This window comes from Pseudodesulfovibrio indicus, assembly GCF_001563225.1.
Classification (GTDB): Bacteria; Desulfobacterota; Desulfovibrionia; order Desulfovibrionales; family Desulfovibrionaceae; genus Pseudodesulfovibrio; species Pseudodesulfovibrio indicus.
Genome location: NZ_CP014206.1, coordinates 2,684,114 through 2,703,312, shown reverse-complemented (window position 1 = coordinate 2,703,312; position 19,199 = coordinate 2,684,114). Strand labels below are relative to the sequence as shown.

At 61.4% G+C, this 19,199-nt stretch carries 19 protein-coding genes and 1 tRNA gene; 9 read left to right on the top strand and 11 right to left on the bottom strand.

All coding sequences use genetic code 11. From position 1 onward, the window contains the following. Positions 1–40: 40 nt before the first annotated feature. From AWY79_RS12200 to AWY79_RS12190, 3 genes are read right to left on the bottom strand one after another with little or no spacing between them, the layout of a single operon-like run. Entirely contained in the window at positions 41–1,174 is a 1,134-nt protein-coding gene (locus AWY79_RS12200; RefSeq protein WP_066804273.1) for an ABC transporter permease, read from the bottom strand. Continuing rightward, on the bottom strand, positions 1,171–2,106 hold the full coding sequence (locus AWY79_RS12195) for an ABC transporter ATP-binding protein (RefSeq protein ID WP_066804270.1): 936 nt from the start codon (positions 2,104–2,106) through the stop codon (positions 1,171–1,173). The genes AWY79_RS12200 and AWY79_RS12195 overlap by 4 nt, the downstream gene beginning before the upstream one ends. Before the next feature lie 15 nt (positions 2,107–2,121). Beyond that, positions 2,122–3,096, bottom strand: a complete 975-nt coding sequence (locus AWY79_RS12190) for an HlyD family secretion protein (protein WP_233490916.1) — start codon at positions 3,094–3,096, stop codon at positions 2,122–2,124. Positions 3,097–3,251: 155 nt separating this feature from the next. Here AWY79_RS12190 and AWY79_RS12185 point away from each other — a divergent pair, with 155 nt between their 5' ends. Further along, on the top strand, positions 3,252–3,653 hold the full coding sequence (locus tag AWY79_RS12185) for a desulfoferrodoxin family protein (RefSeq protein WP_066804265.1): 402 nt from the start codon (positions 3,252–3,254) through the stop codon (positions 3,651–3,653). Between the two features lie 136 nt (positions 3,654–3,789). On the opposite strand, the gene AWY79_RS12180 is transcribed toward AWY79_RS12185, so the two are convergent. The 3 genes from AWY79_RS12180 to AWY79_RS12170 form a co-directional block, all read right to left on the bottom strand. Beyond that, the gene (locus AWY79_RS12180; RefSeq protein WP_066804264.1) at positions 3,790–4,089 is read right to left on the bottom strand and encodes a hypothetical protein; all 300 of its coding nucleotides are present in this window, start codon (positions 4,087–4,089) and stop codon (positions 3,790–3,792) included. 1,152 nt (positions 4,090–5,241) lie between these two features. Next, positions 5,242–5,318 (bottom strand) — tRNA-Met (locus tag AWY79_RS12175). Positions 5,319–5,410: 92 nt separating this feature from the next. Further along, positions 5,411–6,202 (bottom strand): undecaprenyl-diphosphate phosphatase, encoded by a 792-nt coding sequence (locus AWY79_RS12170; protein WP_066804263.1) that lies wholly within the window; start codon positions 6,200–6,202, stop codon positions 5,411–5,413. Positions 6,203–6,337: 135 nt separating this feature from the next. Between AWY79_RS12170 and AWY79_RS12165 the strand changes: the two genes are divergently transcribed. Genes AWY79_RS12165 through AWY79_RS12155 form a run of 3 tightly spaced genes read left to right on the top strand, consistent with a single transcriptional unit; the run spans position 6,338 to position 8,832 of the window. Beyond that, complete coding sequence (locus AWY79_RS12165) at positions 6,338–6,520, top strand: hypothetical protein (RefSeq protein ID WP_066804260.1); 183 nt, start codon at positions 6,338–6,340, stop codon at positions 6,518–6,520. Positions 6,521–6,529: 9 nt separating this feature from the next. Beyond that, positions 6,530–7,702 carry an LPS export ABC transporter permease LptF gene (gene lptF, locus AWY79_RS12160; RefSeq protein ID WP_066804259.1) on the top strand — a complete coding sequence of 391 codons (1,173 nt, stop codon included), beginning with the start codon at positions 6,530–6,532 and terminating at the stop codon, positions 7,700–7,702. After that, a complete protein-coding gene (locus AWY79_RS12155; RefSeq protein ID WP_078063766.1) occupies positions 7,699–8,832 on the top strand; it encodes an LptF/LptG family permease in 1,134 nt (377 codons plus the stop codon). The genes lptF and AWY79_RS12155 overlap by 4 nt, the downstream gene beginning before the upstream one ends. Here AWY79_RS12155 and yihA read toward each other — a convergent pair whose 3' ends face one another. Further along, on the bottom strand, positions 8,833–9,414 hold the full coding sequence (gene yihA, locus AWY79_RS12150) for a ribosome biogenesis GTP-binding protein YihA/YsxC (protein ID WP_066804257.1): 582 nt from the start codon (positions 9,412–9,414) through the stop codon (positions 8,833–8,835). Positions 9,415–9,514: 100 nt separating this feature from the next. Here yihA and AWY79_RS12145 point away from each other — a divergent pair, with 100 nt between their 5' ends. The 4 genes from AWY79_RS12145 to lolA all read left to right on the top strand — a co-directional run bounded on the left by AWY79_RS12145 (position 9,515) and on the right by lolA (position 13,604). Beyond that, the gene (locus AWY79_RS12145; protein ID WP_066804255.1) at positions 9,515–9,973 is read left to right on the top strand and encodes a type II 3-dehydroquinate dehydratase; all 459 of its coding nucleotides are present in this window, start codon (positions 9,515–9,517) and stop codon (positions 9,971–9,973) included. Positions 9,974–10,022: 49 nt separating this feature from the next. Further along, positions 10,023–10,580, top strand: coding sequence for an elongation factor P (gene efp, locus AWY79_RS12140; protein WP_066804252.1), 558 nt, complete (start codon positions 10,023–10,025; stop codon positions 10,578–10,580). An 88-nt stretch (positions 10,581–10,668) separates the two neighbouring features. Then, positions 10,669–12,897 (top strand): DNA translocase FtsK, encoded by a 2,229-nt coding sequence (locus AWY79_RS12135; RefSeq protein ID WP_066804250.1) that lies wholly within the window; start codon positions 10,669–10,671, stop codon positions 12,895–12,897. Between the two features lie 11 nt (positions 12,898–12,908). After that, positions 12,909–13,604, top strand: coding sequence for an outer membrane lipoprotein periplasmic chaperone LolA (gene lolA / locus AWY79_RS12130; protein WP_066804247.1), 696 nt, complete (start codon positions 12,909–12,911; stop codon positions 13,602–13,604). Positions 13,605–13,740: 136 nt separating this feature from the next. On the opposite strand, the gene AWY79_RS12125 is transcribed toward lolA, so the two are convergent. Together AWY79_RS12125 and yedF are read right to left on the bottom strand one after the other, a co-directional pair. Next, the gene (locus tag AWY79_RS12125) at positions 13,741–14,499 is read right to left on the bottom strand and encodes a pseudouridine synthase (RefSeq protein ID WP_066804244.1); all 759 of its coding nucleotides are present in this window, start codon (positions 14,497–14,499) and stop codon (positions 13,741–13,743) included. Positions 14,500–14,509: 10 nt separating this feature from the next. Beyond that, a complete protein-coding gene (gene yedF, locus AWY79_RS12120; RefSeq protein ID WP_066804241.1) occupies positions 14,510–15,118 on the bottom strand; it encodes a sulfurtransferase-like selenium metabolism protein YedF in 609 nt (202 codons plus the stop codon). A gap of 163 nt (positions 15,119–15,281) precedes the next feature. On the opposite strand from yedF, the gene AWY79_RS12115 reads away from it, so the two are divergent. Then, the gene (locus tag AWY79_RS12115) at positions 15,282–15,929 is read left to right on the top strand and encodes a lysophospholipid acyltransferase family protein (protein WP_066804238.1); all 648 of its coding nucleotides are present in this window, start codon (positions 15,282–15,284) and stop codon (positions 15,927–15,929) included. A gap of 150 nt (positions 15,930–16,079) precedes the next feature. Here AWY79_RS12115 and gcvT read toward each other — a convergent pair whose 3' ends face one another. Both gcvT and AWY79_RS12105 read right to left on the bottom strand, forming a co-directional pair. Then, positions 16,080–17,165, bottom strand: a complete 1,086-nt coding sequence (gene gcvT / locus AWY79_RS12110) for a glycine cleavage system aminomethyltransferase GcvT (protein WP_066804227.1) — start codon at positions 17,163–17,165, stop codon at positions 16,080–16,082. A gap of 25 nt (positions 17,166–17,190) precedes the next feature. Next, entirely contained in the window at positions 17,191–18,924 is a 1,734-nt protein-coding gene (locus AWY79_RS12105) for a hypothetical protein (RefSeq protein WP_066804224.1), read from the bottom strand. Positions 18,925–19,199 lie beyond the last annotated feature (275 nt).

The following is a 19,199-nucleotide window of genomic DNA, read 5'->3' as shown; positions in this document are numbered from 1 at the left end:
GGTACGGGCGGTTTGGCGAACTGCTGGGTCCTCCCGGCAATCAGTCCAGGGTGCGGCGGTAGCGCTTCAGTCCTATGGCCACGATGATCAGCCAGAACAGGAGGATGGGCCAGACGTGGCCCATGGATTCCTGGATGCCGTTGCCCTTGAGCAGGATGCCCCGGATGAGGCGCAGGTAGTGGGTCAGGGGCAGGATGGAGCCGACCCACTGCGCCCATTGGGGCATGCCCCGGAACGGGAACATGAACCCGGACAGAAGCAGGGAGGGCATGAAGAAGAAAATGGACATCTGCACGGCCTGGAGCTGGTTGCGGACCGCCGTTGAGATGGTCACGCCCACGGACAGGTTCGCGCCGATGAACAGCAGGGAGAGGGCGAATACCAGGGGGACGCTGCCGTGCATGGGGACGCCGAAAAGCAGCCAGGCGGAGGAAATGATCAGCCCGATCTGGATGTAACCGACCAATATGTAGGGGATGATCTTGCCCAGCATCACTTCCAGCGGACGCACCGGGGTGGACAGCAGATGCTCCATGGTCCCGCGCTCTGACTCCCGGGTGATGGCCAGGGCGGTGATCATGACCAGGGTCATGGTCAGGATGACCCCCATCAGGCCGGGCACGATGTTGTACTGGGTCTGGGCTTCCGGGTTGTACTTGTTGTGGATTCGGATGGTTACGGGCATTTCCGACTGGTTCAGCCCGACGTTCGGGCCCTTGAGGTCCTTGGCCAGCGCCCGGCGTATCACCTCGGGGAAGGTCCCGGCGGCGTTGCCGGTGGCCATGGGGTCCGTGGCGTCGGCTTCGAGGAGCAGAACCGGGCGTTCGCCCCGGACCAGGTCCGTGCCGAATTCCTCCGGAATGGTCAGGATGAACTGCACGGCCCCTTTGCTGATCAGCCTGTCGGCCTCGGCTCTGGATTTGGGGTAGTCGGTGATGTCGAAGAAGGTGCTGGCCTGCATGGCGGCCACGATGGACCGTGAATAGGGCGAATTGTCGCCGCTCAGGACCGCCGTGGGCAGGTGGCGCGGGTCGGAGTTGATGGCGTAGCCGAAGAGGATGAGCTGGAGCAGGGGAATGCCGATGAGCATGGCGAAAGTCAGCCTGTCCCGCCGCATCTGGATGAATTCCTTGCCCACGATGGCCCCGAACCGCCTAAAGGAGAACAGGCTCATTTCAGTCCTCCCTTGCTCTGCTGCATGAGGTCGATGAAGACCTCTTCCAGGCTGGTCTCAATGGAATGCCAGACGTAGGGGGGCTTGTCGTAGGGCTTGAGGGCTGCATCGAGCGCTCCGGCGTCGCGGCCGCTGACGTGCAGGGTGTTGCCGAAGGCCACCACCTGATCCACGCCGGGCAGGGGCTTGAGCGCCTCGGCCAGGGCGTGCAGCCCGTCGCCGTCGCCTTTGATGCTCACGGCCCGGGTGGTCAGGGCGGCGTCTTCGATCATCTCCTCCACGGTCCCCTGGGCCAGGAGGTTGCCGTAGGCGATGTACGCCAGCCGGTGGCAGCGCTCGGCCTCGTCCATGTAGTGGGTGCTGATCAGCGCGGTGATGCCCTGGGCGGCCAGGGAATGGACCTGGTCCCAGAAGTCCCGCCGCGCGCCGGGGTCCACGCCCGCCGTGGGTTCGTCCAGGAGCAGGAGCTGGGGCGAGTGCAGGGTGGACACGCCCAGGGAAAGCCGCTGCTTCCAGCCGCCGGACAAGCTCCCGGCGAGCTGTTTTTCGAATGGGCCGAGCCCCATGCGCTCGATGCATTCGCGGGTCTTTTGGCGCGGATTGTCCAGGCCGAAGATGCGCGCGGTGAATTCGATGTTCTCATGCACGGTCAAGTCTTCGTAGAGACTGAATTTCTGGGTCATGTACCCGACGTGTGGCTTGATCTTCGCCGATTCGGTGATGACGTCGAAGCCGAGGCAGGTGCCGGACCCCGCATTGGGCTTGAGCAGCCCGCAGAGCATGCGGATGGAGGTGGTCTTGCCCGAGCCGTTGGGGCCGAGGAAGCCGTAGATCTCCCCGCGCCGGATCTGCATGTCCAGCCCGTCGACCACGGTCTTCGGGCCGAAGGACTTGGTCAGTCCCTTGACGTCGATGATGATGTCGGAAGCCATGCCGGACCGCGGTCGCTAGGGTTGCAGGTCGGGGACGGTCACGTCCACGGGCTGGCCGGGGTGAAGCCGGGCCGCCTCTTCAGGCGCGGGGTTGGCCTTGAGCATGAACACGAGCTTGGCCCGGCTCTGGCTGGAATAGATGACCGGCGGGGTGTATTCCGCCGAGGGGGAGACGTAGGAGATGACGGCCTCCACCGGCCCGGACCCGCCGTCGTAGGTGACGATCACGCGTTGGCCCGCCTGGAGCTTGCCCACCACGGTCTGCGGCACGTAGAAACGGACCTCCACGTTCTCCGGCGGCAGCAGGGAGACGACCGGCTGGCCCGCCGCAACCCATTCGCCCACGCGGAAGAGGGTGTCGAAGACAAAGGCGTCCGCCGGTGCCGAGCGTTCCTTCTGCGCATAGCTCCATTTGGCCTGGTCGAGTTGCGCCTGGGCCTGGCGGATTTCCGATTCCGCCACCAGGATGAGGTCGCTGCGCGCACCGAGCCGGGCCGTGCGCAGCTCGGATTCGATCTCGCTGACCAACTGGCGCTTCTGGTCGTAGTCGCTCTTGGCCCGATCCAGCTCCTCTTGGGAGATGGTCGCCTCGGCCACCAGCTTGACCCTGCGTTCGTATTCGATCTTGGCCAGGGCGACCGCGGCCTTGGCTTTTTGCAGCCGGGCTTGGATGGAAGCGATCTCCGACGGGCGCTGACCCTTTTCGAGGTTGGCCAGGTTGTCCTGGGCACGCTTCAGGCCGTGTTCGGCCTCCTCCACTGCGGCCTTTTCAAAGGCCCGGTCCAGGGAGAAGAGCAGGTCGCCCGATCGGACCTCCTGTCCGCGGATGACGTGCAAATTCTCCAGGGTCCCGCCGATGGCGGCGGAAACCTGGACGTATTCGCCTTCCACGTATCCCTGGAACACGTTGGCCGGTTCCTCGGAGCAGGCGGCGAGGAAGCAGAGGGCGATCAGGATGGGCAGAGCGCGGGTCTTGGAGAGCATAATCATCAACACCTCTGCATGGTTGTTATACGCCTTCCGTATAAAAAACAACAGACGGCGGACAAAGGTGCGGAAATGAGAGGGCAAAATGTCCGACCCGGTTGCCAAAAGGCGAAACCGGAGTATGATGGAGGCAAAATCATCAGCCAACTGGAGGGTTCATGAACAACAGACGCGTTTTCCTCAAATCGGCCCTGGCCATGGCGGCCGGGCTTTCCCTCGTCGGCGTGCGCAAGGCTTCCGCCGAGTCCGGCCCCTTTCCCTCGAACATCGTCTATACGGCGGATGACCAGGGACAGTGGAAGGGCAAGGCGCAGACGCACCTGCCCCAGGTCACGGTGGACGGCGGCAAGGTGACGCTGCAGACCAAGCATCCGCACAGCGAGAAACACTTCATCGTCCGTCATACCGTGGTCACCGCGGACGGCAAGGTGGTGGGCGCCACGGTCTTCGCCCCGGCCGACACCCCGGTCTCCACCTACGAGATCGCGGAAAAGGGCGAATACTACGCTACCAGCTTCTGCAACCTGCACGACCTGTGGGTCACGAAGTTCACCGTGTAACGATCCCGTAGGGGTCAGCACCCCTCGGAAACGGAAGAAGGCCCGTGCCAAAGGTACGGGCCTTTGTTTTGCCAGGGGGGAAAGGGGACCGCGTTTTGATTGCCGGGCATCAGGTCACCGTCCGTCGTGAACGGGCCTATTGCTTCATGGCACCATCCTCGACATCGCGGGCCATTTGCGGGTGCGAGGCCGTGGCCGGGCCGAATCCCTTTTCGACCATGCCGAGTTCCCGGATGATGCGGGACACGTTCTGCAATATCTGCCGGGTCTGGTCGCTGGAAAGAGGCTTGCCGACATCCTCGACGTTGTCCCGGATGCGGGCGGCTTCTTCAAGGAGCTTCCCGATGGCCCGGTCAAAGGCCTCCTGCGTGTTGAGCGTCTTGTTGACCAGGTCGTCGATGATCTGAATCGCCTGTTCGGCGCTGGGGTTTTCCATGGCGAAATTTGCCCTCCGATGCTGTCGTTTCAGGGGATAAAGCAAGTTTCGCGCCCTTATTTATTTATTTTTATTAATGTATTATGTTGATTTGTTCGCCGTTGGGTCTTCGGAAGACGCCTAGAACTGTCTAGGCCTATTTCGTCTTTCTCGATGGAAGGGAGAATCGATCGTTTGGTCTTAGTCGTGGACATTGGTCCCTCAGGTGCAGTGCGGGATGTGTGGACATATGTCATCGGGCGACTTGCTTGTCCCTGATCTATCTACTGGACGGGTGGGCGTACCCGGTTGTCCAACACAATAGGGTGGCGTCCGCTTATGTCTTCGGAAGACACATTGAACAGCCTGCCCATTTCATCTTCCCCGATGGCAGGGAGAATCGATCGTTTTTGTCTTTCTTGTCGGCGCAAAAAAGGCTCTGTGGCAATGAACACAGAGCCTGAGTCTCGAAGCACACCAATTCAGTTGATTATCAGAGAGTTAACCGTAGGGGCTCTGATTAGTCGGCTTCAAGGAGATGTTCTCGTCGCTCGCCTTGGCTCGTACTGCATCTTCTGTTCGTCCGAGCTTAAGCCCAATGACACGTGTAGGGGTGTTTCCTTTGGCTAATTTCCGGAGTTCCTTCACTTCACCATCATCCCAAGCCTTCCCATGGTTCTTTGGTTTTTTTGGCATCTAAACCTCCTTGGATGGTTATATGGCCAAATCAACAAAAGATCTTCATGGTTGATATAGAAGGGGTGAATATCAAGGTCAAGGGAAAGTCGTGCTCAGACCATTGCGACCTTGATCAAGTTGGTACGCAAACGAGATCGTACAGATGATGCTTCACCCGCAATACTTCGATTTCTTGAGATGCTCCAGATCAACCGGGAACTCTAGCTTGCTGGCGATATTCTCGGAGAGGGTCTTGGCTGCATGTCTTTCGGCGACGTATCCCCAGGCGGTTTCTGTCAGGAAAATGGTCCTTGCCGCTCCGGTAGCAAGTACGGAGAGAGTAGAGAACTAGAGGTGACAGAAAATCAGCATCAGATCAGTAGGGACGTCTGGTACACCAACTTAGCACAGTTCGAGGACCGTCCGAGATCCATAAAATGCAAAAGAAGGAAGTCCGCAAAACCTTTTGGTTTCACGGACTTCCAGTTTCATTCGTGGTAGCGAGGAGAGGACTTGAACCTCCGACTCTGCGGATATGAGCCGCATGCTCTGACCAACTGAGCTACCTCGCCACGTTTGTGCGCCGAAGCGGTCACAGTCTATAGACCGTCTTTTTCGGCTTGGCAAGTGGAAATTCCCGCTTGGGCCGATTTTTTGGAACATATTACAAAAACAGGAGAATCAGTACAGCAAGGCCGAGGCGGTATACGGCGAAGGGACGCAGGGTGAGGCGGCCAAGGAGGATGATGAACCCTTTGACCGCTATCCAGGCGGCGATGAAGGAGACCAGGAAGCCGAGCAGCAGGAAGAGCATGTCGCCGTGTTCGAACAGCTCGTAGTTCTTGAGGAAATCATAGCCTGTGGCGGCGAACATGATGGGCACGGCGGCGATGAAGGAGTACTCGGCGGCCACGGTGCGGCCCGCGCCCAGGAGCATGCCGCCCATGATGGTCGAGGCCGAGCGCGAGAATCCGGGCCACAGGGCCAGGCATTGGAACAGGCCGATGCCCAGCGCCAGTTTCGGGGTGATCTCGTCCAGGGATTCCATTTCGATGCGCTTGTTCATGCCCTCGACCACGAAGATGAGCACCGCGCCAACGGCCAGGGCCACGGCCACCGTGCCGGGCGAAAAGAGGTGCTCCTTGATGTAGCCGTGGGCCAGCAGGCCGACCACCGAGGCGGGCAGGGAGGTCAGGAAGAGCAGCCACAGCCCGTAGACGCCGGAAAATTTCCGTTCCGGGTCCGTGGCGAGCAGGCCGATGAACCGGTCCCAATAGAGGGCCACCACGGCCAGGATCGCCCCGAGCTGGATGACGATCTCGAAGGTTTCCGCCTTGGGGCCGGTGAAGTCGAGCAGGTAGCCGGTGATGATCAGATGGCCGGTGCTGGACACCGGCAGGAATTCGGTCAGACCTTCGACGATGCCGAGAATGATCGCTACATACCAGGGGGCCATGGAATCCTCAGTAATGCAATAGGGTTTCGGGACGCTGCCGCCCTAGGGTTTAGTCGAACCAACACTGTCTTGCAACCCCTTGGAAGCTGGTGTATTTCCCTCGTTGGAAGCAGGAATAACAGACAGGAGCAACCGATGACCACCATAATGCCTCAAAGCGAACTGGCGCGCAAAGCCATCGCCTGGATCTGCGAGATGCGGGAATGCAAGGAGCCCAAACCCCTTGCCGCGCTCATCGAAGAGGCGGGTGTGCGGTTCAACCTGGGGCCCAAGGATGCGGAATTCCTCATGCGTTTCTTTAAGGAAAACAAGGCATAGCATCGGGTCGTGAAGCTTCTCCAGCGCCAGATATTCCTTGAACTGCTCAAGCTGTTCGGGCTTACCGTCTCCTGCCTTCTCGGGCTGATCCTGGTGGGGCGGATGCTCCAGTTGCGCTCGCTGTTCCTCTCCCAGAACATCGGCATCCTCAACATCCTGCAACTGTTCTTTTTCCTCACGCCGTTCTTCCTGCTGCTCATCACCCCCATCGCGACCATGCTCAGCGTGTTCCTGACCTTCCTGCGCATGAGCACGGACAACGAGCTGGTGGCGCTCAAGGCCAGCGGGGTCAGCCTGTACCGCATGCTGCCCGCGCCGGCGCTCTTTTGCGCGCTCTGCACGCTGTTCGCCTTTTTCATATCGTTCTGGGGGCTTGCGTGGGGCATGGACATGTTCAAGACCAAGCTCTACTACTTTGCCAAGACCCACTCCAAGTTCGCGCTCCAGCCGGGCGTGTTCAACAAGGAGTTCCCGCACATCACCTTCTATGCCCACCAGGTGGACAACGAGAAGGGCCAGTTGAAGTTCGCCTTCGTGCGCGACGACTCCATCAAGAACACCTCGGTGGTCGTGGTGGCCCCGGAGGCGGAAATCGAGTCCACCCCGGAGCAGGCCCTGATCCACATCGTGTTCAAGAACGGGAAGATCTTCCGCGAGAGCGGGGACGAGTTGAACGTCCTCAAGTTCGGCCGCTATTCCATCAAGCTCGACCTGGGCAAGCTGCTGGTCGGCTTCAATTTTTCCGAGGAAAAGGCCAAGGACATGCCGTTTTTCCGGCTGAACGCCATCCGGGGGGACCACGACCTCATGCCGGGCCAGGACGACCGGTTCTACCGCAAGGTGGACACCGAGTTCTACAAGCGGCTGACCCTGCCGCTGGGCTGCTTCGTGCTCGGCATGTTCGCCATTCCCATCGCGTCCATCTTCCGGGGGCTCAGGCAGCAGTACGGCCTGCTCATGGCCATGGGCCTCTTCATGGTCTATTACACCATGTTCTCCATCGGCGTGAGCATGGGCGAATCCGGAACGATTCCGCCCCAATACGGCATGTGGGCACCGAACCTCCTGTTCGTGCTCGTGGCCTCGGTCGGCATGCGCTACGCCAACCTGGAGCGGACCCCCTCGGTGATCCACCGGCTCCGGCATCTGCGGCTCTCGCGCGGGAAGCGGGGTGAGGCATGAGGCTGATCGGCGTCCTCAGCCGGTACCTGATCCGGCAGAATCTCTATCTCATGGCCATCTGCCTGGCCGTGGGCACCTGCATCTACCTGCTGTCGGACATCTTCGACCGGCTGGACGATTTCATCCGGGCCGGGCTGGGCGCGGAGACCATCCTTTTCTATTTCATAGTCAAGATACCGCTCATCGTATCGCAGCTCATGCCTGCCGTCTTTCTCCTGGCCATGGTCATCCAGCTCGGGGTGCTGTCGCGCTCGCGGGAGATGCTCGCCCTGCGCGCCGGGGGCGTGTCCTTTGCCTGGTTCATCCGCTTTTTCGTGATCTATGCCTTGGTCTGGAGCGGGGGGCAGCTCGTCTTTTCCCAGTTCCTGGGCGTGTTCGGCGAATACGAGGCCAACCGCATCTGGAAGGAAGACGTCCGCAAGAAGCAGCTGGACGAACTGACCATCAAGGACCTTTGGTTCCGCGACGGGCCGTTCATCGTCATGGCCAAGGAGGCCCATCCGGGCAAGAGCCGGGCCAGCGACATCACGGTCTACGAGTTCACCACGGACAACCAGGAGCTGATCCGCATCCTGACCGCCAAGAAGGCGCTCATCGACGACCATGGCTGGGGACTGCTGGACGTGCACGAGCTGGACACCCGGACGTTCATAGCAGTGGACCGGCTCTCCCAGTTCCTGTCCGTGCGCCAGAACCTCAAGGCGTACGCCGCCGTGGAGTTGAAGGGCGACACGGCCCAGCTCCCGCTGTTCGAATTATCCAAGGCGATAAAGCGGTTGGAGGAGTCCGGGTCCAACGTGGAGATCCTGCGCACCGTGTGGCACGGCAAGTTTTCCTATGCCTGCTCCATGATGGTCATGGCCCTGCTGGCCCTGGCGCTGGTGACCTGGTCCGAGAACGTCTACGCCAACATCGGGCTGTCGCTGATCCTCATCTTCGTCCAATACGGGGTGCACGTGGTCGGGGCCACGGCCGGAGAGAAGGGCGTGCTGCCGCCCATCATCGCGGCCTGGCTGGGCAACGCGATCATGGGGGGGGCGGCGAGCCTCAGGCTGGCCTGGGTCTCCCTGCCGGGATTCCAGGCCACGGTCCTCGGTTGGGTGGAAGGGCTTATTCCCCGCCGGGCGTGATCACGCGCCGGCGGCTTCGGTGAACGCGGCCCAGAGCTTTTCCTCGCCCTTGCCGGTCTTGCTGGAGAAGGACAGGGGCAGGCGGTCCTGCTGGAGGATGTCCCGCCACTGGGTCTGGAGCTGCGCCAGCTCCCGCTGCTTGGGCTTGTCCGCCTTGGTCAGCACCGGGATGACCGGGATGCCGAGGCTTCGGACGTAGGAAGTCAGCTCCATGTCGATCTTCTGCGGGGGCAGGCGGGAATCGAGCAGCACGGCCACGGCCCTGAGGCGCGGGTTGTCCTTCATGTAGGCTTCGATCAGCTTGCCCCACTTGGCCCGCTCCTGCTTGGAGCACTTGGCGTAGCCGTAGCCCGGCAGGTCCACGAGGTAGTACCCGTCGGGGTCCACCCGGTAGTAGTTGAGGCTGCGCGTCTTGCCCGGCTTGGAGCTGATCTTGGCCAGCGCCTTGCGCCCGGCCAGCCGGTTGACCAGCGAAGACTTGCCCACGTTGGAGCGCCCGGCAAGGGCGATCTGGGGAGCGTCGATGTCTTCGAGCTGCTTGATTTCGTATATTGTTTTGACTAACTCAATGGTTCGGTTCATAAAGAGACACCGTTTAGGCAGTGGTTTTCAGGACGCCCCCAATGTTCTTTTTTTATGGTGGCGCGTCAAGACATAGCGGAAAATAGTCAGGGGGTAGGGCATGGCCAAATACCATATACTCATATTAAATGGTCCCAATCTCGGGCACATCGGCAAACGCCAGCCGGAGATCTATGGTTCGCAAACCATGGAGGATATGCCCGCGCTGCTGGAAACCCTCATGGGCGAAAAGGCCGCCGAGGTGACCCTGAGCCATTTTCAGTCCAACTCCGAGGGCGGACTCATCGACCGCCTGGAATGGGCGCGCGAGGAGGGCGTGGACGGCGTGGTCTTCAATGCGGGGGCCTACACCCACACCAGCCTGGCCCTGGCCGACTGCCTGGCCTGGATCGACATCCCCTGCGTGGAGGTGCATATCAGCAACATTTGGGCGCGCACCGACCAGCCCCTGCGCCAGAAATCCATTATGGGCGAGAGGTGCATCGGCGTGATTGCCGGTTTCGGAATTCTGAGTTATGCCCTCGGTGTCCAAGCGCTCGTGGAGCGGTTGCGGGGCTGAATAAGCCGATAAAAGACCCGGTAACAACCGGTAACATTTGGAGAAATATATGATATCGACCAAGGATTTCAGGACTGGCCTGAAAATCGAGATCGACGGCAAGCCGTTTGAAATCATCGAGTTTCAGCACTTCAAGCCGGGCAAGGGCGGCGCCATGGTGCGTACCAAGCTGCGCCAGATGATGACCGGCCAGGTGCTCGACAAGACCTTCCGCTCCGGCGAGAAGGTGGACAAACCCGACATGGCCGTTACCGAAATGCAGTACATTTTCCGTGAAGGCGACTTCTTCGTGTTCATGGACCTCGAGACCTACGAGCAGATGCACGTCCCCGGCGACAACGTCGGCGAGAAGGGCGGCTTCATCAAGGAAGGCGACACCGTCAAGGTCCTGCTCTACAACGGCGAGCTGATCGGCGTGGACCTGCCCGCAGGCGTTACCCTCAAGGTGGCCCAGACCGACCCCGGCATCCAGGGCGACCGCGTGAGCAACGCCACCAAGCCCGCCACCATGGAGACCGGGCTGAAGGTCAACGTTCCGCTGTTCATCAACGAAGGCGACACCATCAAGGTGGACACCCGGAGCGGAGAGTATCTTGGACGCGAATAAAGCGGACTTGCAACACCTTGTGTAAATTGCGTAAAAAGGTCGTGGGCAGGTTGCTGTCCAGGACCTTTTTTATTCTAAGAGAGGATTAATGGCGAGACGGCGGAACACCACGGTACAAACGGAGCGGAAAGGGCGCGGCAACGAGATCATCGGGCTGTTCCTTCTCTTTCTCTCCGCGTTCCTTTTCCTGAGCATCCTGTCCTTCGACCCGGGCGACCCCAGCTTCAACCAGGCGGTCACCTCGGGGCGCAAGGTACACAACGTCGTCGGGTACGCGGGGTCATACTGCGCCGGTTTCCTTGTGGAAATGTTCGGCGTTGGGGCGATATTCCTGCCCCTGTATTTCCTTTATCTGGGACTGTCCCGGTTCATTTCGAGGCTGAAGCTCTCCTTCACCCGCTGGCTCGGCGTCATCGGGTTGTTCGTGGCCTTCGAGGCCTGGGCCATGCACCCCTGGTTCTTCTCCGTGCCTGAGGATGCCTACGGCCTCATCGGCAGCGGCTTCTTCGGCCGGTCCGTGATCACCAAGTACACCCTGCCGTACCTCCGGCCCGTGGGCACCTTCCTGCTCTGGCTGTTCGTGACCATCGTCTCGGTCCAGGGCGTGCTCGGCTTCAGCTGGGCCTCTGTCTGGGTCGTGCTCGGCCAGTGGTGGGAGCGGTACCGGGAGGGCGCCATGGAGCGCAAGGAGGCGCGCGCACTGCGCCGCGAGGCCAAGGCGCGCGAAAAGGCAGAACGCGAGCCGGAAGAGGAAGAAACGCCCCTCCAGTTCGTGGACCTGGACGCGGGCGAAAAGGACCGCCCGGTGAAGGTTTCTCCGCCCCCGAAAAAGCCCAGACCCGCTGCGGCGAAATCCGTTCCGTCTCCGGTCAACGTTCCGGCCGGACCCGGCGGGCTGCCGAATACCGCGCTGCTGACCGCGCCCCCGCTGCAGTCCTCATCGCAGACCCCGGCGGTGCTCCAGCCCCTGGCCGACAAGCTCAAGGAATGTTTGAACGATTTCAACGTGCAGGGCGAAATCCAGCACGTTGTCCCCGGTCCCGTGGTGACCATGTTTGAGTTCAAGCCCGCGCCCGGCATCAAGGTCTCCAAGATCGAGAACCTGACCGACGACATAGCCCTGGCCCTGCGCGCCGAGTCCGTGCGCATCGAGGCCCCCATTCCGGGCAAGGACTCCGTGGGCATCGAGATACCGAACATTGAGCGGGAGATGGTTTATCTGCGCGAAGTGTTGGAATCCAAGGAATTCACCGGCTCCAAGTCGCCGCTCACCCTGGCCCTCGGCAAGGACATCCAGGGCGCGACCAAGGTCGCGGACCTGGCCCGTATGCCGCACCTGCTGGTGGCGGGCGCCACCGGCGCGGGCAAGTCCGTGGGCATCAACGGGTTCCTTTTGTCCCTGCTGTACAAGGCCGGGCCCGAGGACGTGAAGCTGCTCCTGGTGGACCCCAAGCGCATCGAGCTGGCTCCGTACGCGGACCTGCCGCACCTGGTCCATCCCGTGGTCACCGACATGAACATGGCCAAGAGCGCCCTGGAGTGGGCGGTCTTCGAAATGGACTGCCGGTACGAGAAAATGGCCCAGTTGGGCGTCCGCAACATCGAGGGATACAACAAGAAAGTCGAGGAGATGGGCGACAATGTGCCGGAGGAGTTCGAGCACATGAAGCACATGCCCTATCTGGTCATCATCATCGACGAGCTGGCCGACCTGATGATGACCGCGGCCAAGGAAGTGGAGCAGTGCATCGTGCGGCTGGCCCAGCTGGCGCGCGCCGCGGGCATCCACCTGGTCCTGGCCACCCAGCGGCCCAGCGTGGACGTGGTCACCGGCCTGATCAAGGCCAACTTCCCGACCCGCATCTCCTTTTTCGTGACCTCCAAGTTCGACTCCCGGACCATTCTCGACGCCGTGGGCGCGGAGCGGCTGCTCGGCAAGGGCGACATGCTTTTCAAGCCCAGCGGCGGCAAGCTCAAGCGGATGCACGGCGCGTACGTGGACGAGACGGAAATTGCGCATGTGGTCGATTTCTGGAAACAGTCCGTACCCCAGGAGTTCGAGCTGGACTTCAGCGACTGGAGTCCGAACACGGGCAACGGCGGGGGTTCCGGCGGGGTCAGCTCCACGGACGACCCGGTCTACGACGAGGCGGTACAGTTCGTGCTTGACCAGGGCAAGGCGTCCATCTCGCTGTTGCAGCGCAGGCTGCGCATCGGTTTCAACCGCGCGGCCCGATTCATCGAGCAGATGGAGGAGGACGGTATCCTCGGTCCCCAGGAGGGGAGCAAGCCGCGAAAGGTCATCAAGCCTGAATAATTGGAGATTATATGAACTCTAGAATATTTTGTGCCATTTTTGCGATCCTGTTCCTGCTCCTGTCCCCGGCCCTTTCCCCGGCTGCGGATGCGGTCAAAACCGAGGATTTGCCGGACCTGATTCAGAAGCGATACGAAGACCTTAAAACATTCCGGGCCGACTTCGAGCAGGACCTGACCAACGTGGCCAGCGGCCAGGTGGAGCACCGCAAGGGCAAGATCTGGTTCATGAACCCCTCCAAGGTGCGCTGGGAGACCTCCGCGCCCGAGGAGGAGCTGCTGGTGGTGGGTGAGGAATACGCCTGGGACTACATCCGCGACGAGGAACTGGCCATCAAGTACAGCGTGGCCACTCTTCTGGATTCCAAGACCATCCTCCGCTTTCTGTCCGGCCGGGCCAACATCAAGGAAGATTTCGTGGTCAAGACCGAGTGGGCGGGCGCGGACGAGGTCCGGGCCAGATGGGGCAAGGGCTACACCGTGCTCCAGCTGGTGCCCAAGGAGGCCGAGCCGGGCATGGTCCTGGCCTTCATCGGCGTGGAGCCGGACACCGGGTTGCTCCGGCAGGTTATGATCGTGGACTTCTACGGCAACGGCAACGAGGTTCGCCTGGCCAACGTGGAGACCGACGTGGAACTGGGTCCGGACATGTTCACCTTCACCCCGCCCGCAGGCACCCAGGTGGAGGACAACACCCAGGGGTTCTAGCCGCCCTGAAACGGCGCGGTCGGCTCGTCAGCCGAAAAAACAGGCCGCACGGTGCGTTTTCGATGCACCGTGCGGCCTGTTTTGTCTTCACCACCACTCCTTGGCGCGGCAAAGGGGAGAGACGATGTGCTGCCTGCTAGGCCAGTCCCACCGCCCGTTTCAGGTCCGCGAGTTCCCTGGCGGAGAGTTCGCGCCACTGGCCGCGCTTGAGGCTGCCGAGTTCCAGGGGACCCTGGCTGACGCGCTTCAGGCGCAGGATGGTCAGCCCCAGCTCCTCGCACATGCGGCGAATCTGGCGGTTAATCCCCTGGGTCAGTGTGATCTCCACCTGTTGGGTGCCGGCCACGGGACGCTTCACCAGCACCTTGGCCGGGGCGAGCTGCACGCCGTCCTTGAGCTTCATGCCCTTGCGCATGGCCGCTTCGGCGGCGGGCGGGACAATGCCGCGGACGGTCACGACGTAGACCTTGGGCAGGTGGTATTTGGGGTGGGTCAGCCGGTAGCAGAGGTCGCCGTCCGTGGTCAGCAGGAGCAGCCCCTCGGAGTAGAAGTCGAGGCGGCCCACCGGGAACGGGCGCTTGTCCACGATGTCGGCGGGCAGCAGGTCGAGCACGGTGGTGCGGCCCTGGGGGTCCTTTGCCGTGGTCACGGTCTCCACCGGCTTGTGGAGCATGAGGGTGATGTCAGCGGGAGCGGCCTTGGCGCCGACCCGCTTGCCGTCCACGGCGACCTCGTCGCGGTCCGGGTCCACCTGGACGCCGGGAGAATCGGCTTTTTGGCCGTTGACGGTCACTCGCCCGGCGAACACGAGTTCGTCGGCGCCGCGCCGGGACGCGACGCCGTTCTGGGCGATGAATTTATTCAGTCGGATGGTATCGGGGGTATTTTGGGGCATGCCCCGTCTTCTAAGCCCGAATGGTCTTGGTGGCAAGCTGGAAGCTGGTGACCACGTCGAGCATGTTGGTCACGTCGCCCACGCCGCGCTGGTCGTTCAGACCGAAGAATTCCAGACAGGTGCCGCAGACCAGCACGGAAACCCCGGCGTCCTCCAACTCCTTCAGCTTCTCCTGGCACCGGTTGCCGGACACGGCCAGCTTGACGCCGCCGTTGACCAGGATGATGCGCCACAGGTCGCTTCCCAGTTCCTTGAGGGTCAGGATGAAGTTGTACATCAGGTTGCCGCCCAGGGTGTCGTCGCCCGATCCCAATGTCTCGGCGGGGATAAAGACCAGGATTTTTTCGTTGGTCTCGGCGGTGATCTCGGCCTCGGATATGACCGCGCACTCGGCGCATTCGCCCTCGCGTGTGCCGGTGATCACGTGGTTGGCCCCGGACGGCTCGGCCTGCACGGCGTAGCCCTGCATGGTCAGGAAGCGGGACACGTTCTCTCTGGCCGCGTCGTTGTCCACGACGATGACCAGTCTGGACGGCGCATCCTTTTCGATGGCCTCCTTGGCGCGGAGGACGGGCTGGGGGCAGGGAAGTCCTTTGCAGTCGATGGAAATATCAGTCATATCTTCTCCTTGATGAAATACTCCAGCATGGATACCCGGTTTTGGTCAAATTGATAAGCCGTATTCCGGGGGTATGGTCCAAAGACAGTTTCGATGGTCCCGCCCCCTTGCCCTTCGCGCGGGGAGCCGGTAGACAGAGGTAAATCGGAATTCGAGCGAAACCATGAAGATACCCATCGATCCCGCGTCCTTCGCCCCTTTTATCTCCTGGCTGTTCCGCCTGTGGACCCGGTCCATACGGTTTGAGGTCGTGGGCGATCCCGGCAGCTTCATCGAGAGCAACAAACGGGGCGAGGCCGTGGTACTCGCCCTGTGGCACGGCGAAATCTTTCCCCTTACAGCCTATGGCCATACCCTCAGTTCCCATCTGGTGACCTTTGTCAGCCAGAGCAAGGACGGCGAGGTCATCGCCCGGGTGCTGGAGCGGCTTGGACACTCCACGGTACGCGGTTCGAGCACGCGCGGCGGGGTCAGGGCGCTGCTCCAGGCCAAGCGGGTCATGGAAAGGGAAAACCGCATGGCCGTGTTCACCATCGACGGTCCCAAGGGGCCGCGCCACAGGGCCAAGGACGGCGTCATCTTCCTGGCCCAGCGCGCCGGTGCCAAGATCATTCCCCTGCGGGCCTACCCCGAGCGAAAGAAGGTCTTCGACAAGTCCTGGGATCGCTTCGTCCTGCCCCTGCCGTTCACCCGCTGCCCGGTCTATCTTGGCGATCCCATGGAGGTGACGACCGAAAAACTGACCCCCGAAGTCATGGAACGCGAAAAGCGCCGCCTGGAAGAACGCATGCTTTCCCTCGGCCCGCAATAGGCGGGCGGAGAGCGCCTCCCCCTTCCCCCGGACCCCCATCTCCCTCTCCCTCCTGAATTTTTTGTGTCGCTTCGCGAGGGCGGACACAAGAAAGAGCCCCCGGTCCTGGTGGATCGGGGGCTTTGTCATTGTGTCGAAGACCAGGGGCGTCTAGTCGATTTTCATACGGGCGGTGCCTTCCTTGTAGAAGGGCAGGGCAACCTTTTTCGCCTCAAGCTCCACGCGGGCGGTCTTGATCAGGAAGGTTTCGTTGTCCGCGGCGTCCGCCTTGACGTAGGCCAGGGCGACGCAGTGGCCCAGGCTCGGGGCGAAGGAACCGGAGGTGACCACGCCCACCGGGGTGCCGTCGGGCAGGCAGACCTGGTCGTGATGGCGGGCGGTCCTGCGGCCCTCGATGGACAGGGGAATCAGGGATTCGTCCACCCGGCCCAGGCCGGACTTGCCGATGTATTCGGACTCCTTTTTCAGGAAGAAGCCCGCGCCTGCCTCAACCGGGGTGCGCTGCTCGTCCAGGTCCTGGCCGTAGAGCGGGTAGCCGATCTCCAAGCGCAGGGTGTCGCGCGCGCCCAGTCCAACCGGCTCCACGCGCTCGTCGGCGGCCAGCTTCTCCCACACCTCGACCACCTTGTCGGAGGGCAGGTACAGCTCGAAGCCCAGCTCGCCGGTGTACCCGGTGCGGCTGACGATCATCGGGATGCCGAGCGGGGAAGCCTGCTCGAAGTTGAAGTATTTGAGGTGATTCCAGCTTCCGCCAAGGACGTCGTTGAGCACGGCCAGGCTCTCGGGGCCCTGGACGTCGATCTTGCCGGTCTCGTCGCTGATGTCAGTGAAGGTCAAATTGTCGGGCAGGTTGGCCTTGATGTGGTTGAAGTCCTTTTCCCTGCACGCGCCGTTGACCACGAGCATGTATTCATCCTCGGCCAGGCAGTAGACGATCAGGTCGTCGTTGATGCCGCCGGACGCGTTGAGCAGGAACCCGTAGCGGCATTTGCCAGCGCCCAGGGTGTTCAGGTCGTGGCTGACGATCGTGTTCAGGGCGTCCTTGGCCCCCGTGCCGGAGAGCTTGAACTCACCCATGTGGCAGATATCGAAAATGCCCGCTTTTTCGCGGGTGTGCTTATGCTCGACGATGATGCCCTTGTACTGCACCGGCATGTCGAAACCGGCGAACGGGGCCATCTTGGCGCCGTTGGCCCTGTGCCATGCGGTGAGCGGGGTGGTTGCCAGGTTTTCCACTGTATACTCCTTGGGATGGATGTGATTATTGACCGGAACCGGACTGGCTCGAAATGCGGGATTTCCGTATGGCGCGGAACTCGTCGAGCAGCATGACCAGTTGCTGGTACAGTTTCTTGACTTCTCTGCCATAGGGCGACAGGTCCTTGTCCTCGTTGCGCACATAGGTGCGCAACAGGTAGGCGTCGGAGACCACGTCGTTGCCTATGATCAAAATTTTCACGACCAGTTTGTCGAAATAATTGACGATCTCGAACTTCAGATCATTGAGGATCTCGGCCGTCAGCTCCAGGCTGCGCTTGTAGGAGATGGTCTCTCCCTTGTACTTGCGCGAGCGCAGCTCCTCGAGGACCCGGATCTTGCGGGCCTGCTGTATCTGGCTGTACCGCGACCAGACCTCCTGGTGCAGGTCGTGGTACTCGTTGAACACGTCGTAGTGTTCCGGCGAGAGCAGGTAGGCGTCGAGCACGCGCACCAGCTGGGAGTAGTAGTCGTCGGAGTAGTCCACGATGCGGTGCATGTGCTTGGAGAGCCAGACGTACAGGACCTTGAGCCGGTGCTCGTGGGTCTCGGTGGACTCGATCAGCTCCTGGCGCTTGTAGTTCACCGGGATGCGGTACTCGCCGCGCACGATGTCGTTCAGGCGCAGGATCATGTTGCGCACGTTCTGGATGATGTTCAACCCCTCGATGATCCTGCCGGTGATCGGGTGGATGATCTCCTGCTTGAGCACGGACAGGGCGCGGTCCTCGCGCACGTTCCTGGCGTTGTAGTCGTGCTGCTGGTAGGTCACGCGCAGGATCACCACGCGCTTCTTGGGGTCTATGAAGAATCCCTGGTCCTTGAGGACTTCCACCAGTTCCTTCTGGTTCTCGTTGACCTGGGTCAGCGCGATCTTCTCCACCCGGGGATATTTCACCGACCGCCGCGGCGTGCCCTTGGGCGGCGGCATCAGGGTGGTGATGGTCCGGTCGCTCTGGCCGAGCACGCGGACGATGAACCGCTCGTGCTGGCGCAGCAGCCGGATGGCGAACATGGCCGAGGAAGTGCGCCGCTCCGAGACGATGGGGAATCCGTGCAGCTCCATCATGAACTGGTACACGAACAACCGGTTGCATTCGTAGAGCAGGTTGTTGCCCGGCTTGAACTTGCCGATCTTCAGCCCGAACTGCTTGAGTTCGCTGTCCAGGTTGGACGGCAGGGAGGCGTACATCCCTTGCAGCGTGAACTCGCCGGACGAGTCCTGGGCCAGGACGTGGGCGCGCTCCAGCTCCAGCAGGAAAGGCAGCATGCGGTCGTAGTTGCCCAGGGCGCAGATGTCCTTGGATTCGAATTTGCCCAGAAAGTCCTGGTGGTACCGCTTGGGCAGGCGGCTGAGAAAGGTGCGCAGGTTGGTGGACCGGACGTTCTCGGCTACCGAACAGGAGTCCTGGATCAGCATCTCCTCCCAATCCGAGGGGGAGTGCAGGGCGTCGAACTGGAAAATTTCCTGAAAGGAGTTCAGTTGGCGCTCGAAGGCGACCATGGAGAAACCGGGCAGGTTCTTGTGTTCGTAGAGATCGACCTCGAAGGAGGGCAGCAGCTCGCGGGCCTCCACCAGGGGGTAGTCCTGGACCTCGAAATAGGGACGCATCAGACAGTGCTTGATGTGCTCGTAATCGATGAATTCCTTGAGTGCCTCAAGGGTCTTGAGCCTGATGCGGGTCTTTCTCCCCTTTCTTTGGTAGCCAGGAGCCTGGCTGAATGCTTTTTTCCACATCGGCGGCGTTCCGGGTCGAATGAAGGAGGGCGGGTGGTCGTCCTCGCGTGATCATCTAATGAGACTATACACATATGGCCCGGAATTCAATGATAAGCGCGCCGAAATTCCCTTTCTCCGCACCGAGCGCCCAGTGGTTGATCACGGCGAGGAAAAGAGGGCCTTCGGGAATCAATGGGGCCGAATTATTGACTCTCTGGCCGCTGTTGGCTACTGTGTCCGGGCTTTTGGAGGACTTGACCACACCGCATCATCCGGGGGACTAGGGGAAACGT